This window comes from Yeosuana marina (assembly GCF_011762485.1).
GTDB classification, from domain to species: Bacteria; Bacteroidota; Bacteroidia; order Flavobacteriales; family Flavobacteriaceae; genus Yeosuana; species Yeosuana marina.
The window spans coordinates 185436-209509 of the sequence record NZ_JAAKGI010000046.1; the positions used below are offsets into that span (position 1 = coordinate 185436).

The 24074-nt window shown below is 31.4% G+C and carries 27 protein-coding genes; 10 read left to right on the plus strand and 17 right to left on the minus strand.

Annotation, left to right across the window (positions count from 1 at the left end):
- The first annotated feature begins 4 nt into the window (after window positions 1–4).
- Both G5V56_RS18485 and secDF read left to right on the plus strand, forming a co-directional pair.
- Window positions 5–631 (plus strand): hypothetical protein, encoded by a 627-nt coding sequence (locus G5V56_RS18485; RefSeq protein WP_166967948.1) that lies wholly within the window; start codon window positions 5–7, stop codon window positions 629–631.
- 180 nt (window positions 632–811) lie between these two features.
- On the plus strand, window positions 812–3793 hold the full coding sequence (gene secDF / locus G5V56_RS18490) for a protein translocase subunit SecDF (RefSeq protein ID WP_166967950.1): 2982 nt from the start codon (window positions 812–814) through the stop codon (window positions 3791–3793).
- A 239-nt stretch (window positions 3794–4032) separates the two neighbouring features.
- Here secDF and G5V56_RS18495 read toward each other — a convergent pair whose 3' ends face one another.
- The 5 genes from G5V56_RS18495 to G5V56_RS18515 form a co-directional block, all read right to left on the minus strand.
- Window positions 4033–4536, minus strand: coding sequence for a DUF192 domain-containing protein (locus tag G5V56_RS18495; RefSeq protein ID WP_166967952.1), 504 nt, complete (start codon window positions 4534–4536; stop codon window positions 4033–4035).
- Entirely contained in the window at window positions 4537–5466 is a 930-nt protein-coding gene (lgt, locus tag G5V56_RS18500; protein WP_166967954.1) for a prolipoprotein diacylglyceryl transferase, read from the minus strand.
- A 75-nt stretch (window positions 5467–5541) separates the two neighbouring features.
- A complete protein-coding gene (locus tag G5V56_RS18505; protein ID WP_166967956.1) occupies window positions 5542–6660 on the minus strand; it encodes a peptidylprolyl isomerase in 1119 nt (372 codons plus the stop codon).
- 13 nt (window positions 6661–6673) lie between these two features.
- Window positions 6674–7210: a gliding motility-associated peptidyl-prolyl isomerase GldI gene (gene gldI, locus G5V56_RS18510; protein WP_166967958.1), complete on the minus strand. Its 537-nt coding sequence runs from the start codon at window positions 7208–7210 to the stop codon at window positions 6674–6676.
- On the minus strand, window positions 7203–8222 hold the full coding sequence (locus G5V56_RS18515) for a DHH family phosphoesterase (RefSeq protein WP_166967960.1): 1020 nt from the start codon (window positions 8220–8222) through the stop codon (window positions 7203–7205). Before G5V56_RS18515 ends, gldI begins: the two co-directional genes overlap by 8 nt.
- 152 nt (window positions 8223–8374) lie before the next feature.
- On the opposite strand from G5V56_RS18515, the gene G5V56_RS18520 reads away from it, so the two are divergent.
- Window positions 8375–8794 (plus strand): nucleoside-diphosphate kinase, encoded by a 420-nt coding sequence (locus G5V56_RS18520; protein WP_166967962.1) that lies wholly within the window; start codon window positions 8375–8377, stop codon window positions 8792–8794.
- A gap of 129 nt (window positions 8795–8923) precedes the next feature.
- On the opposite strand, the gene G5V56_RS18525 is transcribed toward G5V56_RS18520, so the two are convergent.
- The 4 genes from G5V56_RS18525 to recF form a co-directional block, all read right to left on the minus strand.
- Window positions 8924–9115 (minus strand): cold-shock protein, encoded by a 192-nt coding sequence (locus G5V56_RS18525; protein ID WP_166967964.1) that lies wholly within the window; start codon window positions 9113–9115, stop codon window positions 8924–8926.
- An 87-nt stretch (window positions 9116–9202) separates the two neighbouring features.
- Window positions 9203–9499 (minus strand): DUF721 domain-containing protein, encoded by a 297-nt coding sequence (locus G5V56_RS18530; protein ID WP_166967966.1) that lies wholly within the window; start codon window positions 9497–9499, stop codon window positions 9203–9205.
- Entirely contained in the window at window positions 9499–9915 is a 417-nt protein-coding gene (locus G5V56_RS18535) for a lipocalin family protein (RefSeq protein WP_166967968.1), read from the minus strand. Before G5V56_RS18535 ends, G5V56_RS18530 begins: the two co-directional genes overlap by 1 nt.
- A 6-nt stretch (window positions 9916–9921) precedes the next feature.
- Window positions 9922–11001, minus strand: coding sequence for a DNA replication/repair protein RecF (gene recF / locus G5V56_RS18540; protein WP_166967970.1), 1080 nt, complete (start codon window positions 10999–11001; stop codon window positions 9922–9924).
- Between the two features lie 131 nt (window positions 11002–11132).
- On the opposite strand from recF, the gene G5V56_RS18545 reads away from it, so the two are divergent.
- The 7 genes from G5V56_RS18545 to G5V56_RS18575 all read left to right on the plus strand — a co-directional run bounded on the left by G5V56_RS18545 (window position 11133) and on the right by G5V56_RS18575 (window position 17584).
- Complete coding sequence (locus tag G5V56_RS18545; RefSeq protein ID WP_166967972.1) at window positions 11133–11906, plus strand: tetratricopeptide repeat protein; 774 nt, start codon at window positions 11133–11135, stop codon at window positions 11904–11906.
- A 1-nt stretch (window position 11907) separates the two neighbouring features.
- Window positions 11908–12393, plus strand: coding sequence for a 6,7-dimethyl-8-ribityllumazine synthase (gene ribH, locus G5V56_RS18550; RefSeq protein WP_166967974.1), 486 nt, complete (start codon window positions 11908–11910; stop codon window positions 12391–12393).
- Between the two features lie 388 nt (window positions 12394–12781).
- Window positions 12782–13072 (plus strand): riboflavin synthase subunit beta, encoded by a 291-nt coding sequence (locus G5V56_RS18555; RefSeq protein ID WP_166967976.1) that lies wholly within the window; start codon window positions 12782–12784, stop codon window positions 13070–13072.
- Entirely contained in the window at window positions 13073–14920 is a 1848-nt protein-coding gene (gene mutL, locus G5V56_RS18560) for a DNA mismatch repair endonuclease MutL (protein ID WP_166967978.1), read from the plus strand. It begins immediately after the preceding gene.
- Window positions 14921–14925: 5 nt separating this feature from the next.
- Complete coding sequence (locus G5V56_RS18565; protein WP_166967980.1) at window positions 14926–15675, plus strand: rhomboid family intramembrane serine protease; 750 nt, start codon at window positions 14926–14928, stop codon at window positions 15673–15675.
- A complete protein-coding gene (locus G5V56_RS18570) occupies window positions 15675–16544 on the plus strand; it encodes a rhomboid family protein (protein ID WP_166967982.1) in 870 nt (289 codons plus the stop codon). Before G5V56_RS18565 ends, G5V56_RS18570 begins: the two co-directional genes overlap by 1 nt.
- A gap of 5 nt (window positions 16545–16549) precedes the next feature.
- Complete coding sequence (locus G5V56_RS18575; protein WP_166967984.1) at window positions 16550–17584, plus strand: endonuclease/exonuclease/phosphatase family protein; 1035 nt, start codon at window positions 16550–16552, stop codon at window positions 17582–17584.
- A 4-nt stretch (window positions 17585–17588) separates the two neighbouring features.
- Here the strand turns inward: G5V56_RS18575 and G5V56_RS18580 are convergent, their stop codons facing one another.
- The 8 genes from G5V56_RS18580 to G5V56_RS18615 all read right to left on the minus strand — a co-directional run bounded on the left by G5V56_RS18580 (window position 17589) and on the right by G5V56_RS18615 (window position 24073).
- Window positions 17589–17897, minus strand: a complete 309-nt coding sequence (locus G5V56_RS18580) for a DUF6122 family protein (protein ID WP_166967986.1) — start codon at window positions 17895–17897, stop codon at window positions 17589–17591.
- A complete protein-coding gene (locus G5V56_RS18585; protein WP_166967988.1) occupies window positions 17894–18517 on the minus strand; it encodes a WbqC family protein in 624 nt (207 codons plus the stop codon). Before G5V56_RS18585 ends, G5V56_RS18580 begins: the two co-directional genes overlap by 4 nt.
- Window positions 18518–18648: 131 nt before the next feature.
- Complete coding sequence (lepB, locus tag G5V56_RS18590; RefSeq protein ID WP_166967990.1) at window positions 18649–20196, minus strand: signal peptidase I; 1548 nt, start codon at window positions 20194–20196, stop codon at window positions 18649–18651.
- Window positions 20197–20260: 64 nt separating this feature from the next.
- Window positions 20261–20965 carry a 4-hydroxy-tetrahydrodipicolinate reductase gene (gene dapB, locus G5V56_RS18595; protein WP_166967992.1) on the minus strand — a complete coding sequence of 235 codons (705 nt, stop codon included), beginning with the start codon at window positions 20963–20965 and terminating at the stop codon, window positions 20261–20263.
- A gap of 36 nt (window positions 20966–21001) precedes the next feature.
- Window positions 21002–21583: a DUF5683 domain-containing protein gene (locus G5V56_RS18600; RefSeq protein ID WP_166967994.1), complete on the minus strand. Its 582-nt coding sequence runs from the start codon at window positions 21581–21583 to the stop codon at window positions 21002–21004.
- Window positions 21573–22487 carry a ParB/RepB/Spo0J family partition protein gene (locus G5V56_RS18605; RefSeq protein WP_166967996.1) on the minus strand — a complete coding sequence of 305 codons (915 nt, stop codon included), beginning with the start codon at window positions 22485–22487 and terminating at the stop codon, window positions 21573–21575. The genes G5V56_RS18600 and G5V56_RS18605 overlap by 11 nt, the downstream gene beginning before the upstream one ends.
- 3 nt (window positions 22488–22490) lie before the next feature.
- Window positions 22491–23255, minus strand: coding sequence for a ParA family protein (locus G5V56_RS18610; protein ID WP_166967998.1), 765 nt, complete (start codon window positions 23253–23255; stop codon window positions 22491–22493).
- A 221-nt stretch (window positions 23256–23476) separates the two neighbouring features.
- Window positions 23477–24073 carry a hypothetical protein gene (locus G5V56_RS18615; RefSeq protein WP_166968000.1) on the minus strand — a complete coding sequence of 199 codons (597 nt, stop codon included), beginning with the start codon at window positions 24071–24073 and terminating at the stop codon, window positions 23477–23479.
- Between the last annotated feature and the right edge of the window lies 1 nt (window position 24074).

Genomic DNA, 24074 nt, shown 5'->3' on the forward strand with positions numbered 1-24074 from the left:
GCGCATGAAAAAAACATGGTACTTTGGTGCTTTTTTAATTCTCTTTACCTTATTAGGGTTTTATCAGAATCAAATTTCTGAACCTAATCAGGAAATTGTATTGAAATTTTCGGATGTTGATATAACGTCTGAAGAAGCTCAAAATGCTATTCTAATTGTTAAAAAGCAATTACAAGCCTTAGGTGTTGATGCTGTTCAAGTTCAAGAGCTAAAGGCAGGTCAACTTAAAATAACCTACTATAGTGATGAAGATGTTGAGAGCATAAAAAAAATGCTTTCAGAAGACAGTTCGATTCAAATTGGAGATGCATCCCATAGTGAGAATAATACTTCAAGCTTTCCTTCAAATAAAAGGATAAAAAATTACAAACTTGATGTCTTTGAAATTAATAAAACTCATAATACAACCTCAGGTTTAGATGGAAAGTGTGTTTTAAACTTTAAACAAGATTACGATAGATTTCATAATCCAAAAATATACCTCTACAGGAATGATTTAGGTACTAATGATACTCATATTAATGTATGTTTAGCATTTAAAGTACGTAAATATGTCTCTCTTGCGATTGATAATACTTCACGGAGTATTCCAGAAGTCAGGGCAGGACCCAATGAAAAAGGGATTGTATAGTTTAATTGAAGTTTTATCAGAAGTTTATTTCTTTAACTAAAAAACTATAGCCAATAACGATTCCTATTAAAATTCATTTTTTATCTTAAAAATCAAATTAATTTAACCACAAAACAAACTCTAAACGATTAAGATAACCTATACAGTTATTTAACAAGTTTGATATAAAAACAACAGAAAATGCAAAATAAAGGATTAGTAAAATTATTTGCAATTTTATTTGGTTTAGTGAGTATTTATCAACTCTCTTTTACATTTAAAGCAAATCAAATAGAAAGAAATGCCAATGAGATGGCCATCAATAAAATCTCAGATACAGTTCCAGATTACCGAGCACTAAGAAGCGCAGAAGAGTCTGATTATTTAGAGTCTATTGCTAACGATACCGTGTTTAATATTGGTATAGCAAAATTCACTTATAATGAAGTGAAGGAAAAAGCTATGAATCTTGGGCTAGACCTTAAAGGAGGAATAAATGTAATTCTTCAAGTATCAGTAAAAGATATTTTAAAAGGATTAGCCAATGAAAGTAAAAATCCAGTTTTTAATAAAGCGTTGGATGATGCTTCTCAAATGCAAAAAAACAGTCAAAACACTTATTTAGAAGACTTTTTCACAGCTTTTGATAAGATTAAAGGTGATACACGGTTAGCCTCTCCAGATATTTTTTACACCAAAGCGTTAGACGGTGAGATTGATGGAAGTATGACTGATGATGAGGTTAAACAAGTTATTCAAAAGAAAATAGACGAATCTATCGTTTCTGCTTTTGAAGTATTACGTAAACGTATTGATGAGTTTGGTGTAACCTCACCAAATATTCAACGTTTAGGAACATCAGGAAGAATTCTTGTTGAATTACCTGGGGTTAAAGATGTGGAGCGTGCTACAAAATTATTACAAAGTACAGCTCAATTAGAATTTTGGGATGCTTATAAAGGAGAACAATTCTTTTCGTTTTTAGCTCAAGCTAATGAAGTTTTAAAAAAGACAGTAAAGAAATCTACCGAAAATCAAGAAGTAAAATCTAATGATCAAGAAGATGCAACAGATTCAAAAATTGATGAACTTTTAGGAGATACAACTACTGATTCAACAGCTGTTGAAGTAAATCCTTTATTCGATTTAATTAAAGGTCAAGGTTACCAAGGAGGTCCAGTTATTGCGAAGTTTGATGTTAAAGACAAACAAAAAGTTCTTGATTATTTAAACTCTCCACAAGTAAGAGAATTACTTCCAGCAGAAGAACGTTATGTTAAATTCGCGTTTGGAAAACCAGAAAAAGATGGCGAGTTAGTTGATTTATATGCGTTAAAAGGCAATAGAGATGGTATTCCTGAATTAAGTGGATCTGTAGTTACCGATGCCAGAAATGCTTTTGGACCAAGTGGTAAACCAGAAGTGTCTATGCAAATGAACAGTAAAGGAGCCAAAATATGGGAGGAAATGACAGGGAGAGCTTTTAATCAAGGGACTCAAATAGCCATTGTTCTTGATAATGTTGTGTATTCGGCTCCCGGTGTAACTACTGGACCTATTGCTGGAGGTAGTTCATCAATTTCAGGAAATTTCACTTTAAATGAAGCTGTCGATTTAGCGAATGTATTGCGTGCTGGTAAATTGCCTGCTCGTGCAGATATTATATCTAGTGAAGTTGTTGGGCCATCATTAGGTCAAGAAGCCATTCACAGTGGTAAAGTATCATTTATGATTGCCTTAGCTTTAGTATTGATTTGGATGATTGTGTACTATGGTAAAGCGGGTGGTTTTGCTGATATAGCTATGATGTTAAACATCTTATTGATTTTTGGTATTTTGTCGGGATTAGGAGCTGTTCTAACATTACCTGGTATTGCTGGTATCGTGCTAACAATAGGTATGTCCGTTGATGCCAACGTAATTATCTACGAGCGTATTAGGGAAGAAATTGCCAAAGGTAAAGCTTTAAAAGAAGCTATTAAAGATGGTTTTAGTAATGCCTTGTCATCTATTTTAGATGCTAATATTACAACTGGTTTAACAGCCTTAATCTTATTTATTTTCGGAACAGGACCTATTAAAGGATTTGCTACTACCTTATTAATTGGTATTGGTACATCTTTATTTACTGCAATTTTTATTACAAGATTACTAATAGATTGGTATGTTGATAAAGGAGGTAAGTTAGAGTTTTCAACAGCTCTTACTAAAAACCTTTTCAGAAACCTTAATATTGAATTTTTAAAGAAACGTAAAGTTGCTTATATCGTTTCAGGAGCATTTTTAGTAATTAGTTTAGGATCTTTATTTACAGAAGGATTAGATCAAGGTGTTGATTTTGTTGGAGGTAGAACTTACCAAGTGCGTTTTGATCAGGATGTAAATGCTACAGAAATTACCTCGGTATTAAGAGATGTTTTTGGAAGTGCAGATGCCAAAACGTTTGGTGACGCTAATCAATTAAAAATCACAACGAAATATAAAGTTAATGAAACTAGCTCAGAAGTCGATGAAGAAATACGAGTAGATTTATATAAAGCATTACAACCTTATTTAGACGGATTGACTTATGATGAATTTATAAGTGATGCAGATACAAAAACTGTTGGTTTGATGAAGTCTTATAAAGTAAGTCCAACAATTGCAGATGATATTAAACAAGCTTCTTTCTGGGCTATTTTAGGATCATTAGTTGTTGTATTCTTATATATATTATTACGATTTAAAAAATGGCAGTTTTCATTGGGAGCTGTATTGGCGGTATTCCATGATGTATTTATTGTGTTAGGGGTATTCTCATTAACCTACAAGTTTTTACCTTTTAGTATGGAAATTGACCAAGCCTTTATCGCAGCGATATTAACGGTAATTGGATACTCATTGAACGATACGGTAATTGTTTTTGATAGGGTTCGTGAATACTTAGCTGAGCATACCAGCTGGGATTTTGAGAAAACAGTCAACATATCTCTAAGTAGTACTTTGGGTAGAACATTAAATACATCGTCTACAACTTTGGTTGTTTTGTTAGCAATCTTTATATTTGGTGGAGATTCTATTAGAGGATTTATGTTTGCTTTAATAGTAGGGATTGTAGTAGGAACGTATTCATCGTTATTTATTGCAACACCATTAATGTATGATACTTTAACTAGAGAAGATAAAAAAAGAAAGAAAAACTAACTCAAACTTTTTTCTTTTTGTTAGAAAGCCTATCAAATTTTGATAGGCTTTTTTTTATACTATTGCGAATAATAAATGTAGTTTGAAATCTGATTGTAAAAATAGTCACATTCATGTCAGGTCGAGCGCAGTCGAGACCTAGGCAATCTTTTATAATAGAATGACTGTTACTATATGTTGAAGAAATTAGTTTGTTAAAGAATAATAATGTGGTATTATTAGAATTAAATAAAGTGTTCTTACTTTTTAATTTCAGAAAACGAAATACTATCACCAACAGAAAGTGACCATGTATCTGCCTTTCCAGCATTAACTTCTAAGACATATTTTACTGGTGCATTGGAAGGTAAGGGTGTTTCATCAAGGGGTTTAGCATTTTTTTGAAAGCTAACTATTTTTTTGTCTTGGTTAATGTAAATGATGTCCAAGGGAATATGCGTATTTTTCATGTAGAAGTATCGTTCCTGAACATCATCAAATATAAACAACATACCTTGATTTGGTTTCATGGAATTTCTATACATCAACCCTGTTTGGGTTTCATACTCATTATCGGCAATTTCAATATCTAATCTTTTTTTTATAGAATCATTAGAAGAATTATAAAGATTAAGTTCTCCTTCCTTTTTAAAAGTTATATCAATCTGTTTTACAGTTTTGTTCTCTTTTTTACAAGATATTGTGTTTAATGAAACAATGCCTAGTGTAATCAAAGTGAGTAAACGTATGTTTTTAAATAGCATTTATTTAGTAGCCTTTTTTGGTTTGTAAATAAACATAAAATAAAGACCAATAATAATGAAAGGGATACTTAACCATTGCCCTGTGTTAAGTCCAAACCAGTTAATATATTCATCACCTTGTGGTTCTTTCACAAATTCCACAAAAAATCTGACAGTCCAAAGTAAAATTAAGAACAATCCAAAAAGGAAGCCAGTTCGGTCTTTTAAATTAGTTTTAGAATACACGAACCAAAGAATTAAAAATACAAAGATGTAACAAAACGATTCATATAATTGTGCTGGATGCCTGTAAGGAACGGCATCTAAAAGATTTTGAAATTGAGGATTATCGGTCACTGCATAATAAGCTTTTTGAACATCTTTAATACCGGTAAGCTTAACAATTTGGCTTTTATAATAAAAGTCTTGAATAAAGCGAACTCCAAAATTTGAGTCGGTTACTTTTCCAATAATTTCAGAATTAATAAAGTTACCTATTCTAATAAACACAGCGCCTGCGGCAACAGAAATAACAACACGATCTAAAATCCATAGCATAGATTTATAGGTGTATTTTCGTCTGTACAAATACATGCCTATTATAATACCAATTGCAGCACCATGACTAGCTAATCCTTGAAAACCAGTAAACTCAAATGTTGGATTGGTTCTAATGGGGAGAAAAATACTCCAAAAATCTTGTGTTATTAATTCAGATTGGTAAAATAGGACATGTCCTAAACGAGCCCCAATCATAGTTGCCAAAACGGTGTAAATAAATAACGGATCTAAATATTCTAAAGACACTTTTTCTTTAGTAAAAATACGTTTCATAATATACCAACCAATCATAAAAGCAACAATCCACATAACACTGTAAAAATGCAGCTTAAAATTTCCAACAATATCAATTCCAGTTAACGGATTCCAATCAAACTTTAAGAAATACATAGGTTTTTATTTTTCAATGTCAAAGATAATAGATTGCTATAACTTTTAGAATATATTTAGTTAATTAAGCGTTAATCATTTTACAATTTCTAAAATATCAACTACAAATATTAAATTAGATTTTGGAGGGATAGCACTATTGCCTGAATCGCCATAAGCTAGGTGGTAAGGAATAAAAAGCGTTGCTTTGTCACCAACATGTAATTGTTGTAAACCTTCTTTAAACCCCGTGATCATTCCTGCATCTGGACTCAAATTGGCTACTATAGGTTGATATTTGTTGGCTGCTTCACGTTTATCGTTAACAGCATCATTAGCTTTGGCTGTTTCTAATTTGCTAGTTTCAATTAACTCACCCTTTTCAGAGTATAAAGCATAATCGGTTAATACTTTAGAAGTTTCTGTTAGTTTTTCACCTGTTCCTTTTTTAGTAATGAGATACTGCAATCCCGAAGGTAGTGTAACCGCTTGTTCTTGTTGTTTTTTAAATTTATCTCTTATTGCTTTTAATTTTTTTTCTTTTATTTTTTCAAGACGTTCTAATTCTGCAAAATGATTAATAAAAACTTTAGGGGCATTAAATTCATTTGCTTTGATGCCTTTTCTGATAATACGAAGCTTTTTTATAACGACATCTTCTATAGGTCTGTCTGTATCTTTTTCAGTTTTCACATTAGAAATAGAGTCTAAAACGTCTAATCCTAATATTACCTGGCCAAAAACACTGTGGGTGTTATCTAAATTAGGTTTGGGTATTTCGGTAATATAAAACTGACTCCCGTTTGTGTTGGGACCCGAATTAGCCATTCCTAAAATACCTGGTCTGCTGTGTTTTAATTTAGGACTGAATTCGTCATCAAATCGATATCCTGGATTTCCAGAGCCTGTTCCTGTAGGGTCTCCTCCTTGAATCATAAAACTATCAATAACACGATAAAAAATGGTGCCATCATAAAACTTCTTGTTTCTATAAGTACTATCAACAAGTGTATTGGTTCCTTCAGCTAACGAGATAAAATTAGCAACTGTATAAGGCGCATTATTGTAGAATAATTTGGCAACCATAGTTCCTTTTGTTGTTGTAAACTCGGCATAAATACCATCTTTAAGATCTGGGTATTTATCTTTACAGGATATTAACAACATTAATAAGCCTAAAACTGAAATCTTTATGATATGCTTTAAGGAACTCATGTACTATTTTAATCTATTTTTCAGTTATAGAATTTACAGTTACTTTACACATCAAGGGCATGTTAGTTCCAATTTTTTTTTGGTCACCGTAGTAACCGTATGCTTTTTGTGATGGGAAAAGAAAGGTGACAGTCTCCCCGGGTTTCATAAGCTTTAAGCCTTCTCTTAATCCGGTAAATATTTCCTGCCTGTCCATGGCGTAATTTTGTGTTTTCAGGTCTTCTTCGGAATAAATTAAGTTCCCGTTAATGGTTTTTACATCATAATTAAAATTTACAACATCACCAAAGTTGGGAGTTTTTAATGAATCTATGTCAATTTTGTTATTATAATAGTACCAAAAACCACTTTGCGATGCGATGTAATCTATATTTTTATTTTTAAGTAGTTTTTCAATGCTAGCATGTTCTTTAGCATTTAATTTTTTGTTTCGTTCAACAGAAGCATCAATAAAAGAGCCAGTTTTTACAGAAACAGGTTTTCTTGCTTCTGGTGATTTACAGCTAACAAGAGCTAGAATTACAATTATAAAGGTGCATAGTTTATTCATAATTTAGGGCATTTGAATAGCTAGGTAATATACTAATAAATTTTTTTATTGTGTCATCTAATGATAATTCACTTCTTCCACCAGCTGCATTAATGTGTCCTCCACCATCAAAATGAGCTCTAGACATAGCATTGACAGAGAAATTTCCTTTGGAGCGCAATGAAATTTTTATAATACCTTCTTGTTTATCTTCAATAAAAATAGCAGCTAATACAACATTGTCTAATGAAAGTCCATAATTTACAACACCTTCGGTATCTCCTTTTTTAAAGTTGTATTTATTGAGTTCGTCTTGAGATAATGAAATGTAAGCAGTTCTATATTCGGGTATCACTTTTAAATTGTTTAGAGCACAACCTAAAAGTTGTAATCGTTGGTAACTATTGGTATCATATATATGATTATGAATATCGGCATTGTTAGCTCCTTTTTCAATAAGATCAGCAATAATTCTATGCGTTGTACTAGATGTTGAAGAAAACCTAAAAGACCCAGTATCCGTCATAATACCAACGTATAAGCACGTAGCAATAGTTTCATCTATCAAACTTAAATCTCCTAACATATCAATAAAATGATATACCATTTGGCAGGTAGAGCTCATGCTAACATCAGAAAATACATACTGTGCATAATCATGAGGTTCTTGATGATGATCGATTAAAATTTTAATGGCGTCATTTTTTTCTAAAATGGTTTCCATATGTCCCGTTCTGTGAAGCGCATTAAAATCAAGCGTAAAAATGATGTCTGCATTATCAATTAAATCATCACATTCTTTTGTTTGCGAGTCATATTTTAAAATACTGGTTTCACCTGGAATCCATTTTAAAAAATTAGGATAATCATTTGGTGTAATAACTTTCGCTTGATGCTTATATTTTAATAGGTAATGATATAATCCTAATGTTGAGCCTATAGCATCTCCATCTGGATTTTTATGTGGAACAATTATGATTTTCTTAGGAGTAGCCAATAATTGCTTAATATTTTTGATATCTTGTTTATTCATAGTAAGCGAAGATACAATTTTTTTAAAATTGGATTGACTTGTTTTTAATAAGAAATACGTTACTTTTGCACCGAAAATTACAAAATGAGTTTATGATTTTTTGAGAATTTATTTATCAAATAATTATAGATTGAATAATTTAAAAAGAAAAAATGGCAACAAACAGAACATTTACAATGCTAAAGCCAGATGCTGTTGAGAAAGGACACATTGGTGCAATATTAGATAAAATTTCGGCCTCAGGATTTAGAATTGTAGCGATGAAATTAACACAAATGACCAAGCATGATGCTGAAACGTTTTATGCAATTCATAAGGAGCGTCCTTTTTTTGGCGAGTTGGTTGAATATATGACCCGTGGCCCTATAGTAGCAGCAATTTTAGAAAAGGATAATGCAGTTGATGACTTTAGAACGTTAATAGGAGCAACAAATCCAGCAGATGCTGCTGAAGGAACTATTCGTAAATTATTTGCAAATTCAATAAGTGAAAATGCAGTTCACGGCAGTGATAGTGATGATAATGCAGCTATAGAAAGTGCTTTTCATTTCTCAGGAAGAGAGATGTTTTAAAATATAAATAATATTAAGTAAAAGAAAACCCTGCAAGATATCTTGCAGGGTTTTCTTTTTATAAAATTTTCACAAAAAAAGCCTATCAAAATTTGATAGGCTCTAACTTGTAAAATGTTAAAGTATATATTAGATTACTTTTACGTTTACTGCGTTCAGTCCTTTTTTACCTTCTTGTAAATCGAATTCTACTGCATCACCTTCACGAATTTCATCGATTAATCCAGAAATGTGTACAAAATGTTCTTTGTTGTTTCCATCTTCAGTGATAAATCCAAAACCTTTAGAATCATTGAAGAATTTTACTGTACCTTTACTCATTGTATTTAAATATTATAAAAATTAAGGAACAAAGATATAATAATTATTAATATAAATAAATTATTTGAGTTTTATTTTTATTTATAATTATCGTAAAATCAGTTTTTTAATTAAATCTTTTCCTAACTCCTCGTTTAGCATTGTCATTATTTTTTCTTTGCCATAACTTAATTCTTCTCGTAATACACTAGAACTTAATTGTACATATAACGTGTTTCGTTCTAATTTAACAGATGTTGTATAATTATTAACACCATTCCCCATAAGATTTGCCCAAGCATCAGCGACATTTACTTTGTCTAAGCCTGTTTCTAATTTATTAGTTTCAACAAACTCTTTTAAGGCGTCTGCAATGCTAATATGTTCGTTGTTTCGTTTAGCCATTAGTTTATATTTAGGGGTTTGTAAGGTTTGTATATATAAATATTTTTATTGGCGTTAATTATTTTTAATTGGTTGTCTGAAGCAGATAAAATAGTTTCTTTCCAACTTGAAAATTTTGTGTTGTAGTAAATATTTAAACTATCATGTTCTATTTTTATATTAAATTGTTCGGTGTCTTTAGAATCTGCAAAAGTGCCATCCAATAAAGGTTTTAATTTTTTTCTATAACCTTTTAAGCTATCTGTAAGTTTAAAATAATCAACTAGTGGATTGTATTTATAGTCATGAACGTCCCCTGAAGCTAATATAACCTTTTCAATTTCCCAGTAACCGTTTAGGTGGGGTATAAAGTTTTCTACAGGTTCTTTACAACTATACGTTATAAGTGATAAGAGTAAAATAAGTAAACGTTTCATTTTATTTTAAAGTTTAAAAATTTCATATTGTTGATGTACCTGTTTAATAGCTTTTTCTGTCCGATCTGCATGTGTATCACTTATAAATATTTGTCCAAAATGTTCATCATCAACTAATTTTATAATTTGAGAAACGCGCTGTTCATCTAATTTATCAAAAATATCATCTAATAATAGAATAGGGTTATCGCCACTTTGTTTCTTAATAAAATCAAATTGTGCCAACTTTAAAGCAATTAAAAACGATTTTTGCTGACCTTGACTACCAAATTTTTTAATTGGGTGTTCTTCTATATTAAAGTGTAAATCATCTTTATGAACTCCAACACTTGTGTATTGCAACGCTTTATCTTTGTTTATGCAGTTTTTTAAAAGAGTATTTAAATCGGTTTCAAATAAATCGCTTTGGTATACCAAGTCAACAATTTCATTACCATTGCTAATGGCTTGGTAGCGTAATTTAAAGATAGGAATAAACTCTTTAAGGAACGCTTCTCGTTTTTTAAAAATTTTAGAACCAAAGTCCGATAGCTGATTATTGTAAACATCTAAAGTGTCTGCATTAAAGGTATGATTTAAAGCAAAATATTTTAATAGTGCGTTTCGTTGAGAAACTATTTTGTTATAATTAATCAAATCAGCTAAATATGTTTTATCGCTTTGAGAAATTACACTATCAATAAATTTACGCCTTGTTTCGCTACCTTCAATAATTAAATCTCTATCGGCAGGAGATATAATTACTAGCGGTAAAAAACCAATATGTTCACTGAATTTTTCATAAGGTTTTCCGTTACGCTTAATTATTTTTTTTTGTCCGCGTTTTAAGCTTACAACAATTTTTTCATTGTTATCATGCTTAATATAGTCTCCATTTACAACAAAAAAATCTTCATCATGTTTAATATTCTGCGTTGCAACGGGGTTAAAATAACTTTTTCCAAATGATAAATGATAAATAGCATCTAGTACATTAGTTTTTCCAATACCATTATTTCCAACAATGCAATTTATTTTTTCATTAAACGAAAACGATTTGCTATCAAAATTTTTATAATTGAGTAATGAAAGGGATTTTAAAATCATATAAAGGTAACTTATAGTCTATTTAATGACATTGCGTTAAAAGACCGTGCAAATTATTCAAAAATAACAAATAAATAACCTTTAATTTATGAAGAAAAATTATATTTTTGCACCGCATTAATTTAAGACATATGGCCACTTATAATAAAAGAGGATACAAAGGAAAGAATAAAGGAGAGAAAGAGCATAATATTGAAACAGGTTCAACAACTGCTGAAGTTTTTAATACGCTAGATTCAACTGCATCAAAAACAGAAGCTTTTGTAGAAAAAAATCAAAAATACATTTTTGTAGTTATTGGTATCGTTGCTGCTGTTGTTTTGGGATATTTAGGATATAATGAGTTTATAGGCAAGCCTAAGCAAACTCAGGCAATGAACGATATGTTTCAAGCTCAAAAATATTTTGATGAAGCAACAACTGCTGTGAAAAAAGATTCTTTATACAATTTGGCTTTAAACGGAGGTGAAGGAAAATTTGGTATGTTAGATATCATTTCAGAATACGGTGGCACACCAGCTGCTAATCTAGCTAATTATTATGCAGGAACTGCTTATTTAAGATTGAAAGATTATAAAAATGCTATCGACTATTTAAGTAAGTTTTCAAGCGATGATGAAGTTTTGGCTCCATTAGCAAAAGGTAATATAGGCGATGCATTTGTACAATTAAATCAATTGGATGATGCCTTAGATTATTACGACCAAGCAGCTAATATGCGTGATAATGAATATACAACACCTATGTATTTATACAAAGCAGGTACTATAGCTTTAGATTTGGGTAAAGCAGATAAAGCTTTAGGGTATTTTGAAAAAATTAAAGAAAAATATCCAAATGCTTCAGAAACGGCTATGGTTGATGTGCTAATAGGAAAAGCAAAAGTGTTGGCAAATAAATATTAATATGGCTACGGCAAATCATAATTTATCATCCTATGATAAAACAACAATCCCAAACGCGAATAAATTTCGGTTTGGGATTGTTGTTTCAGAATGGAATCCATCTATAACTGAAGGATTGTATAAAGGCGCTTACGAAACGTTAATTGAAAACGGCGTATTGCCAAATAATATTATTCGTTGGAATGTTCCTGGTAGTTTTGAACTTATTTATGGTTGCAAAAAAATGCAAGAGCAAATGGTTAATGCTGTTATTGCTATTGGAAGTGTTATTCAAGGTGAAACTAAACACTTTGATTTTGTATGCGAAGCCGTATCACAAGGAATAAAAGACCTTAATGTTGTTGACGAAACACCCGTAATTTTCTGCCTGCTTACTGATAATACTATGCAACAAGCTATTGATCGTTCTGGTGGCAAACACGGCAATAAAGGAACGGAAGCTGCTATAGCTGCCATAAAAATGGCTGAGTTACGTAATAATAGTTAGTATATTTAGTAATTAAAGTGGTATTTTCAGTACAAGGCATGCATGTGTTTTGTTAACAATTTTTGGCAATTCCTTTCCCTGTTTCTATCTATTTTTAAGTATTTTTGAGCTCTAAGCATTAAAATTATTTTGTTTAATCAACGTAAGAATAAATCATTCAACTATAAACCTAGATTTTCAAACGAAAAAAAAACCGAAACAAATCTGGGCAATGATGCTTCCGAATTAAAAGAATTTAGTTCTAAATGGAAGCAAGATAGTCACTTGAATAAGCGAAAGTTAAAAGGGGGCATGTCAATACGGATGCTTATTATAGTTTTGGTATTATTATTGATTTGCATGTATATATTGGATTCTAAATTCATGTAACTTAAAACCTTAGAAAATTATGGGATTTTTAAAATTACGTAAAAACAAAAAATTTAGCTATACACCGCGTCATTTTGATGACAAGGGAGAAGGAAATCCGTTTGAGATTAAACATAAATTTGATGATTACAGAAAAACAGTAGGTGATAATAAAGGACTTAAAACTAAAATTAATAACGCTTTAGACGATCTTAAAAACAATCAGGACAACGCGGCTAACAAGCGAATCATAATTATAATTTGTATTCTTATTTTGGCGTTTCTATTTATTATTGATTTTGATTTGTCAATTTTCTTTCCAAAAAAATAAATGGCAGACATTATACAACTATTACCAGATCATGTAGCAAATCAAATTGCGGCTGGAGAGGTTGTACAACGACCTTCTTCGGTTGTTAAAGAATTGCTTGAAAATGCGATTGATGCAGATGCAACAGTGATAAAACTTATCATTAAAGACGCTGGAAAAACGCTTGTTCAAGTCATTGATAACGGCAAAGGAATGAGTGCTACCGATGCTCGCTTAAGTTTTGAACGTCACGCTACTTCTAAAATTAAAACGGCTGACGACTTGTTTGATTTACATACCAAAGGATTTCGTGGTGAAGCTTTGGCAAGTATTGCAGCCATCGCACATGTTGAGTTAAAAACTAAGCAAGCAGAAGAGGAAATAGGAAGTAGTATTGTTATTGAAGGTAGTAATATTGTTTCTCAAGAGGTTGTAGTAACGCCAAAAGGAACCTCTTTATCTGTTAAAAATTTATTCTATAATATTCCAGCAAGACGAAATTTTTTGAAGTCGAATACAGTAGAATTACGTCATGTTATTGATGAGTTTCATAGAGTAGCTTTAGCACACCCCAATATTTCATTCGCTCTTTACAATAACGGAAGCGAAACATTTAATTTGCCTGTTAGCAATTACAGACAACGAATTGTAAATATTTTTGGAAATAAAACCAATGAAAAGTTAGTTCCTGTTAATGAAGAAACTGAAGTTCTTGAAATTTCTGGTTTTGTAGGAAAGCCTGAATTTGCAAAGAAAACGCGAGGTGAGCAGTATTTTTTTGTTAATAATCGTTTTATTAAAAGTGCGTATTTAAATCATGCAGTTTCTTCTGCTTTTGATGGGCTACTTAAAAACGGAACTCATGCTAGTTATTTTTTATATTTAACAGTTAACCCTCAGACTATCGATATTAATATACATCCTACAAAAACAGAAATAAAGTTTGATGATGAGCATACATTATATGCCTTATTGCGTTCTGCAGTTAAACATAGTTTAGGACAATTCAATATTGCACCAGTATTAGATTTTGATCACGATCCTAATCTTGATACGCCTTACAATTACAATAGAAGTACAAATAATGAACCCAAGATTGAGGTAGATAGAAGCTTTAATCCGTTTCAAGAAGATAAAAGCTCAAATAGAAAACCAATCTCTTATAAAAAAGAGGTTACCGCTAGTTGGGACAGTTTGTATGTTGGTTTAGAATCAAAAGGAACAAAAACACAACACGATTTTAGTGAAGTACATTTTGAAAGTGAGAACAATACAGAGTCTTTATTTGAAGATAGTAAATTAGACACTAATGCAACGACATATCAACTTCATAACAAATATATAGTAAGTGCTATAAAGTCAGGAATGTTAGTTATTGATCAGCATCGTGCACACCAACGTGTTTTGTATGAAGATTTTTTAGAGAATTTAACAGTAAAAGGAGCTTCTAGCCAGCAATTATTATTTCCATTACAGCTTCATTTTTCAACACAGGAGCTAGAAATTCTGACTGAATTAAAAGAAGACCTAGAACATACAGGATTTATATTTTCAAACGTCACTAAAGAATTTGTTGAAATTACGGGAGTACCAGTAAGTATTCCAGAAAGTGAGGTCTCCATTATTTTAGAACAGTTAATAAGTGATGTGGAAAATGAAGTTCCCGATAGTAATTTTAGTATTACAGATTTGTTAGCAAAGTCTTTGGCTAAAAGTTTGGCTATAAAAACAGGGCAGCCCCTGAAAAAAAGCGAACAAGAACATTTGGTAAATAGTTTATTTGCCTGTAAAGAACCCAATACATCACCTACTAATAGAACAACATTTGTGACTATGAGTGTTGATGAATTGGATAAAAAATTTATTTAGAACATATGATGAGAATATCAGAAACCGTAAAGCATTTAATAATCATTAATGTGATTATGTTTATCGGAACAATGACTATTGGAAACGGCACTTTATTTTATGATTTATTTGCTATGCATTTTCCTAAAAACCCTGCGTTTGAGCCATGGCAAATTATTACGCATATGTTTATGCATGGGGGCGTAATGCATATTTTATTCAATATGTTTGCGTTATGGATGTTTGGGTCGCCTGTGGAGCATTATTTAGGATGGAAACGATTTTTATTTATCTACATTTCAGCAGGTTTAGGAGCCGTGGCATTGCAAGTTGGTTTTTATTATTTTCAATTTTTACCATCTTATGAAAGTTTGGTAGGAACAGGAATTAGTCCAAGCGAAATACTTCATATACTATCAAATAATGAGGTTACAAGAAACGTAACACAAGCTCAGTTGGCAGATTTAAAAAATATATTTCCTGTTTTTAATGCTAGTATGGTTGGTGCCTCTGGTTGTATTATGGGTATTTTGGTTGCATTTGGAATGATGAACCCTGAAGCTCGATTAATGATGATTTTTTTACCAATTCCTATAAAAGCAAAATATTTTATTCCAGGTATTATTATTTTAGATTTAATTTCGGGTGTAACAGGTCAGTCATTTTTTAGTCCAAGTAATACAGCGTATATGGCTCACGTTGGCGGTGCTTTAACAGGCTTCATTATTATGTGGTATTGGAAAAAAACTCAGTTTAATAAAAATCGTTGGAATTAATGTCTCTCTCTCAAGATGTAAAATATAAATTATCTCGACTCAATGTTTTAGAAAAAATAATTGTGGTGAACGTCGCGATTTTCCTTTTAGGACTATTGCTTCAATTAGTTCAAGGTACATTCCAGCAATCTAGTTTAAGTTGGTTAGAATTACCAAGTGATTTTTTTGCGTTTATTGTTGAACCTTGGACTATTATATCCTACGCCTTTGTTCATTATGATTTTTTGCATATTCTCTTTAATATGCTGTGGTTGTACGTTATTGGGCAACTATTTTTGAATTTATTCAGCCCGAAAATGGCTTTAAATATTTACTTTTTAGGAGCTATTTGTGGTGGGTTATTATTTGTTGCTTGCTATAGTTTGTTTCCTCAAGTGTTTAGTTATGGCACTCGTTTGGTTGGTGCTTCAGCAGCTGTTAGAGCGTTGCTAATTTTTTTATGTGCCTATTTACCCAATAAAGACATTCGCTTTTTTATGTTTAATTTAAAACTTTGGTATGTTGGTGTTGCCATCGTAGCTATAGATGTTTTAGGTCTTTTTGGTACAAATTCAGGTGGTAATTTAGCTCATATTGGTGGCGCTACATTGGGCTATTTTTATGCCATTCAGTTAAAAAAAGGAACTGATATTGGTAAGGGTTTTGAGCGTTTTATGGATTGGATAGTAAGCTTGTTTAAAGGATCTAAAAAAGGACCTTTAAAAACAGTTCATAAAAATAAATCGAAAGTAGGAGGCTATACTAAAAGTGATTTTGATCAGTTTAATCACCAAAAGAAAATTGATGTTATTCTAGATAAAATAAGCAAAAGTGGTTATGATAGCTTAACTGCTGAAGAAAAAGAATTTCTATTTAGGTCAGGTAAATAAACTATATGAAGAAGCTAAGTCTTATTGATAAAGTTGTGTTTGTTATTAACACAATTCTGGCGGCTGTTCTTTTAGTGTCTTTTATTTTGCCTTTTTTGCCTCCAAAAACTTTTTCATCCCTTTCTGTTCTGAGTTTAGGTGTGCCGTTTCTTATTATTGTTAATGTCTTGTTTTTTATATATTGGCTACTTAAAATAAAGAGACAGCTTATACTGTCACTTTTTGTATTAATTATTGGGTATATATTTTATGGCTCTTTATATAAGTTTTCTTCATCTGATGATACTGAGACAAGTCCAAATGAATTGAAAGTTATGAACTACAACGTGCGGTTGTTTAACTTGTATCATTGGATTGACGAAAAAGATATTGATCTTAAAATTGTAGATTTTGTAAAATCTCAAGCACCAGATATATTAAGTATTCAAGAGTATCATCCGCAATCTAATATAGATTTTTCTTTTTTTAAATATAGATATGAAAAACTCTCTGGTCTTAGAACGAAACACGGACAAGTAATTTTATCGCAATATCCTATTATTAATTCTGGTTCAGTTGAATTTCCTGATACGTCTAATAATGCCATCTTTTCTGATATTGTAAAAGGTAAAGACACGATAAGAGTTTATAATATACACCTTGAATCTTTGCGGATTGATACCGATGTAGAAAAACTTAAAGAAGAAGGATCTGAGCGTTTGTTCAAGCTTGCTGGCAATACATTTAAAATGCAGCAATTTCAAACGGAATTATTTTTATTACATCAGCGGCAATGTCATTACAAAATGATTATTTGCGGGGACTTTAATAATACGGCGTTTTCTTATGTGTATAGAAAAATTAAAGGGGACTTAAATGACACCTTTAAAGAAGCTGGAAATGGATTTGGAAGGACGTATGCTTTTAAATTTTTTCCTGTGAGAATCGATTTTATTTTTGCAGATGAAGCTTTTACAGTTAAGAAATTTAAAACCTTTGATGAACATTTTTCAGATCATTACCCCATTATGACCACACTTAGTTTAAAAGCGGTAGAGTAGAAGTTTACATAAATGAACAATCTACAATATCCGAAATAATGTGAATAACCAACCCTAAACCTATCAGACGGGTTTTCTTAGGAAATAATAATAACACATAGATACCAATAGCAATATAAGAATGTAGCGGATGAAAATTGATGCTACATCTGTTAGGATCAAAAATTGGGTTTGCTAGTAGATGATCAACGTCTATTAAAATACCAGCTAGCATAATAAAGAAAGCTTTAACCCATATTTTTCTATACGCTAATAATGCAACGATAAGAGGTAATAGTAGGTGACAACCATAATGAGCAATAGTTTGAATCATTCGATTGCTTTTAAGGTTTGAGATTCTAAATAACTCAATGCGTTTGGTCCTTCATTAAAAAGTAAGTCTAAAATACTTAAGTTGTTTATAAAACCATGTTTATTTGAAAATACTTGCGTGTATGGCTCAAATTGAGGGTCTTTAGTTTTAGCATTCACCAAAAATCTAAAATCTGTTTTATCTTCAATAATTTTTTGGTAACTCTTAGTCATTGAAATATTTATATCAAGTTGCAAACAATCACAAATCACTTCAAAACATTTCAAATTGAAGTCTAAAATATAATCGGTTTTTGAGGTGAATAATGGCTCCAATTCATCTTTATAAAATTCAAAAAAAGGTGATGTGTTATATGCTGATATTAATGATTTCCAATGTAAATCCTGCCAAGGTGTGGCTTGCGATATTTTCACATCACGGTATTTCTGACGTTTTTTTTGCGTGTGAATTACAGGAATATTAAGCAACAGTTTTCCATTGGCTGCATAAATATAGGTTCGGTTCCTATACGTTTGCTTTAAAAAGTTATCATCCATTTCAAACGTAACTCTTTCAGCATTTACTATAGCTACAAAATGAGCAATATTCGGAAAGTATGTTGGGTGTAATATAATGTTCATTTGTTGATGCGTTTATTTGATAATTTCTTAACGCATTCGATATAAATATTTTTTGAAAGTGATTTTGCTTCAATCCAAACATCTAACTTTTCAAAGCTATAAGTGTACATATCAAATTACCGAATAACAAATCAACTGTTTTTCTTGCGTTTTCTCCATTTGTTATAGCCCGTCCAACCAAACAAAACAACTAAAAATGGAATAAAATAAGAGACTGGTTGCCCACTGCCACCAACGGTTGTAAATAGTCTGTCCCATCTTATTTTATCAAAACCTTTTGCATTGCTATCCCAGCTCATCCAAATAAAAACGGGTTTACCTACAACATGATCAAATGGTACAAAACCCCAAACTCTAGCATCTTGTGAGTTGTGACGGTTATCACCCATCATCCAATAATAATCTTGTTTAAAAGTATAGGTAGTGGCGACTTTACCATTTATTAAAATTTGGTTGCCCTGAACTTTTAAGGTATTGCCTTCATAAGCTGTGATAACACGCTTGTAAAGCGGTAATACATTTAAATTAATGTCAATAGTTTTTCCGGCCTGCGGGATATAAAGCGGCCCAAAGAAATCATTATTCCAATTGTAATCAGGATTGTTAGGAAAAATACCAGCATCTCTTTTTCCTTTTTCATCCTTTAAGGGCGTAATGCTTTTTACATTTGGGTGATTTTTAAACAACGCTAAAGCTTCATCTGAAATAGCAGGAAAATAGCACACAGATCGATCTTGATTGTACTGTGGAAAATCGGTAATATCATATCGGTTTGCCAGTTGATAAGTATTAAAAGGACCATTATTGGTCTCAACCATATAAGAAAACTGTAGTTTTGCTCTCTTAGGTAATACATTTTGTTTTCCGTTGATAAAAACAAACCCATTTCTTACCTCAAGTGAGTCTCCAGGAAGTCCAACACAACGTTTTACATAATTAGTTTTTTTATCAATTGGCTTGTAATAAAATTTATCGGTATGCCTCATGTCTAACATGGTATCTACTGGCCAGTTGAAAACCACAATGTCATTATGTTTTATTTTTTGAAATCCAGGAATTCTCATATATGGCAGTTCATACTTTGCTAAATAGGATTTCTTTTTAAGAATAGGAATCGTGTCGTGAACCATTGGTGCCGCAATAGTTGTCATTGGAATTCTAGCTCCATAATTGACTTTGCTAACAAAAAGAAAATCTCCAACCAATAATGTTTTTTCTAATGAGGATGTTGGAATGGTAAAGGGTTGAATAAAATAAGTGTGAACGATTGTAGCGGCTACAATAGCAAATAAAATAGAACTTACCCAATCCCCTAAACCAGTGCGTGGTTGTAGGCTTCTGTCTTCAATATATTTGATGTCTGCAGCATAATTTAAATAGTAATTGTAAAAACCGAGAGTAACAACTTCTAAAATGGTGTCTGCATTTGAATTTTTGCCGAAACTTCTGGCAGTTTCAACCCAAACCACAGCAAACATAATAAGGTTAACAATAGGAAGAAATAATAAAATAGTCCACCACCAAGGTCTGTTAATTATTTTCATTAAAATAACCGCATTGTAAACAGGAACAAAGGCTTCCCATGCTTGTCTGCTAGCTTTTATATATAATTTCCAGGTTCCTAAACCATGAATTCCTTGAACAATCAAGAAAAATATAAACCATTGCATTAGTGTCATAATTATAATTTTTTATTGTTTGTTAGTGGTTAATTCTTTTTTAATGTTACTCTATTTAATAGTATTAACCAATATTTAACACATCGTTCATTGAAAAAACACCTGTTTTTCCAACAAGCCATTCTGCTGCAATCACAGCGCCAAGAGCAAAACCTTGTCTATTATGAGCTTTATGTTCAATAGTAATCGTGTCTACATCACTTTCATAAGAAATAGTATGTGTACCAGGAACATCTTCTATACGCTTTGCAGTAATTGGAATGGTATTCTCTTTGTTTTCGTCTAGTTTCCAACTGGTATAGCTTGAATGTTCAGTAATAATATCATTTGCTAAGGTAATGGCAGTTCCACTTGGAGCATCTAATTTCTGTGTGTGATGAATTTCTTCTAAACTTACTTGGTATTGTTTAAGGTTACTCATCATTTTGGCTAGAGTTTTATTTAATTCAAAAAAGATATTAACTCCTAAACTAAAGTTTGACGCATATATAAAACCACCCTGTTTTTCATTGCAAAGAGCAACTGCGTTGTCATAATCTTGTAGCCAGCCAGTTGTTCCTGAAACTACTGGAACATTATTATTGATGCAATTTGAAATATTTTTGAAAGCTACAGCAGGAATACTAAAATCTATTGCTATATCTACCTTGGTAATATCGTAGTTGTTATCGTCTTTATCAACGGTAAGAACAATGTTGTGCCCACGTTTTATGGCTATTTTCTCTATAGTTTTACCCATTTTTCCATAACCCAATAATGCAATATTCATGTGTTGTTTTTATTAATTTTTAAAGCTTGGTTGTAATTAAAACTTAAAGTTTAAAGTTAATCCAAGGTTACTTTTTCTATCAATTTCATTATACTTAAAATGAGGCGATAATGTTAAATTTTCATCTACATTATATTGAAGTAAATGTGCATCTACATTAGCGTCAATAATATTAAGCGCATAAATACCAATAGTGACCAAAAGAGCCACTTCTTTGTTTTTCCTATAAAATTTTTGTGCACGCTGCAATCCATCTAGCGTTACTCTGCCATTAAACTCGTCATCACTAAAGCCAGCAAGTCTTCTTTTGTAAGCATCTCTATATCTGTCGTAATCTTTTTTGTTGGTAACATAAAAGTAAATTCCCGTACCTAAAGCACCATAAACTAAGGGGATTTTCCAATATTTTTTATTGTAAGCCTGACCAAGACCAGGCAGAACAGCAGAATAAAATGCTGCCTTTGCTGGAGATAAGGGGTCAATGGGATCTCTAACTTCAATAGTATCAGCAGCTTTTAAGGGGTTTTGTATGTTATTTTTTGTGTCGTCATTTTGAGACATCATAGAAAAACAAAACAAAAAGAGAACTGCATTTACTATTAAGAATTTACTTGGCACGTTCTACTAATTTTTTTAGACGGTTAAAATCTTCTTCTGAATGAAAAGGAATTGTTATTTTTCCTTTTCCGTTTTTAGAAACTTTAACGTCGATTTTATGCCCAAAGTATTCAGAAAATTCTTTTACACCAGTTTTTATGTATTCTGGAGTTTCAGTAGTAGATTCTTTTTTTGCAGGAACCTTTGATTCGTTTTCTGCGCTATTGTAGTTTCTTACAAGCTCTTCCGTGTCTCTTACAGATAACTTGTTTGAAAGTATTTTTTCGTAAATATCAAGTTGAGCCGATTGGTCTTCAATAGTTATAATGGCGCGCCCGTGTCCCATTGAAATAAACCCGTCACGCATACCTGTTTGAATAATTGGATCTAGTTTTAATAACCTTAAATAGTTTGCAATGGTAGAACGTTTTTTACCAACACGTTCACTCATTTGTTCTTGAGTAAGGTTGATTTCATCAATTAAACGCTGATAGGATAACGCAATTTCTATAGGATCTAAATCTTGACGTTGAATATTTTCAACCAAGGCCATTTCTAATGATTCTTGGTCGTTAGCTATTCGAATATACGCAGGAATAACTTCTAAGCCTATAAGTTTAGAGGCTCTATAACGGCGTTCACCTGAAACTAATTGGTAGCTGTTAAATCCTAACTTTCTAACGGTTATAGGTTGTATAACACCTAATTCTCTAATAGATGATGCTAATTCACGCAGTGTTTCTTCGTTAAAATTAGTTCTGGGTTGAAAAGGATTTACTTCAATAGAATCAATATCCAATTCAACAATATTACCAATAACTTTATCGGCATTTTTATCTTGCACCGATTGAATATCGTTACTAGGATCTTTTAAAAGTGCTGATAAGCCTCTACCTAAAGCCTGTTTCTTTGTTGCTTTAGCCATAATTTAAACGTTTTTATTGATAATTTCTTTTGCCAAACTTAAGTAATTTGCCGCACCTTTACTACTGGCGTCATATTTAATTATGTTTTCACCGTAGCTAGGCGCTTCACTTAAGCGAACATTACGCTGTATGATAGTTTGAAAAACCATATTGTTAAAGTGGTGTTGTACTTCTTCGACAACTTGGTTTGATAATCGTAATCTTGCATCATACATAGTAAGTAATAAGCCTTCAATATCTAGCTCGGGGTTATGAATTTTTTGAACACTTTTTATGGTGTTTAAAAGTTTTCCAAGACCTTCTAAAGCAAAGTACTCACATTGAATTGGGATAATAACCGCATCAGCAGCTGTTAATGCATTAAGAGTTAATAATCCAAGAGAAGGCGCACAATCTATTAAAATAAAATCATAGTCGTTTTTAATATCTTGTAAGGCTTTTTTTAACATGTATTCGCGTTTGTCTTTATCAACTAGCTCTATTTCAATAGCAACTAAGTCAATATGAGACGGAATAATATCTAAATTTGGAGTATCAGTTTTTATAATAGCTTCTCTTGCTGTATGAGAATGCTCTAAAAGTTGGTAGGTTCCTAATTCAACAGTTTCAACATTAATTCCTAATCCAGATGTTGCATTTGCTTGAGGGTCAGCATCTATAAGTAACACTTTTTTTTCAAGAACTCCTAATGAAGCAGCTAAATTTATAGACGTTGTTGTTTTTCCTACACCGCCTTTTTGATTAGCAATTGCAATGATTTTACCCATTAATGATTTGGTTTTATGAACGGTAAAAATACAATTATTTATGACTAATAAAAACCCTATTTGTTAACACTTGTCTAAATTTTTTGTTACAAATAATAGTTTTAGAAAGGTTAAATAAAAAAATTAAAGAATTTATATTTTACAGTAGTCACATAAAATCCATCTTTGTAGTAAATAAAATAGATACCTTAATTGAATTTTTGAGTTTTTAAAAATTAGTGTTACTTAGTAGTAGATTCTGGTTTGGAAAAATCAACATCAAAAAGTTTAGCATAATATAAGTCAAAAGCTACATAACAAGCTAAAGCTTTGTCATTAATTACTGCATTGTAATTTGAAGCTATAGGAGCACTGAATAATTTGGCACTCATGCTATTAGTTGTTAACAGTGCATTTAAAGTGGTTTTTAAATCGGCGCTTTTTACGTTTTTAGAAATACAATCCATTAATTTACCGTGATAATTTAAATGAGTGGCTGTATTGTTTGTTTCCCATAAGTCTGTATCATTTTTAATAGCTTCAAATACTTTTAGTGAGTGCTCAGAAACAATTTTTTTATAATCTACTCTATTATAACTAGCTAGCCTCAAAAATCTTGAATAGCTAATACGTAAATTTGTTTTGTTGTCTTTTCCAAAAAAATTGAGAATATCTTTTTCAAAACTTAAAAGAGCCTCATTGTATAGTTTTGAATCTAAATTATTACACGGCAATGCTATTGGTTTGTCTGCAAATTTATAATCTGTAAAGGTTTCTTTTTTACAACTTATTAAAGTACATACAAATAAAAATGTAGCGATGTAAATTTTTGTTTTCATG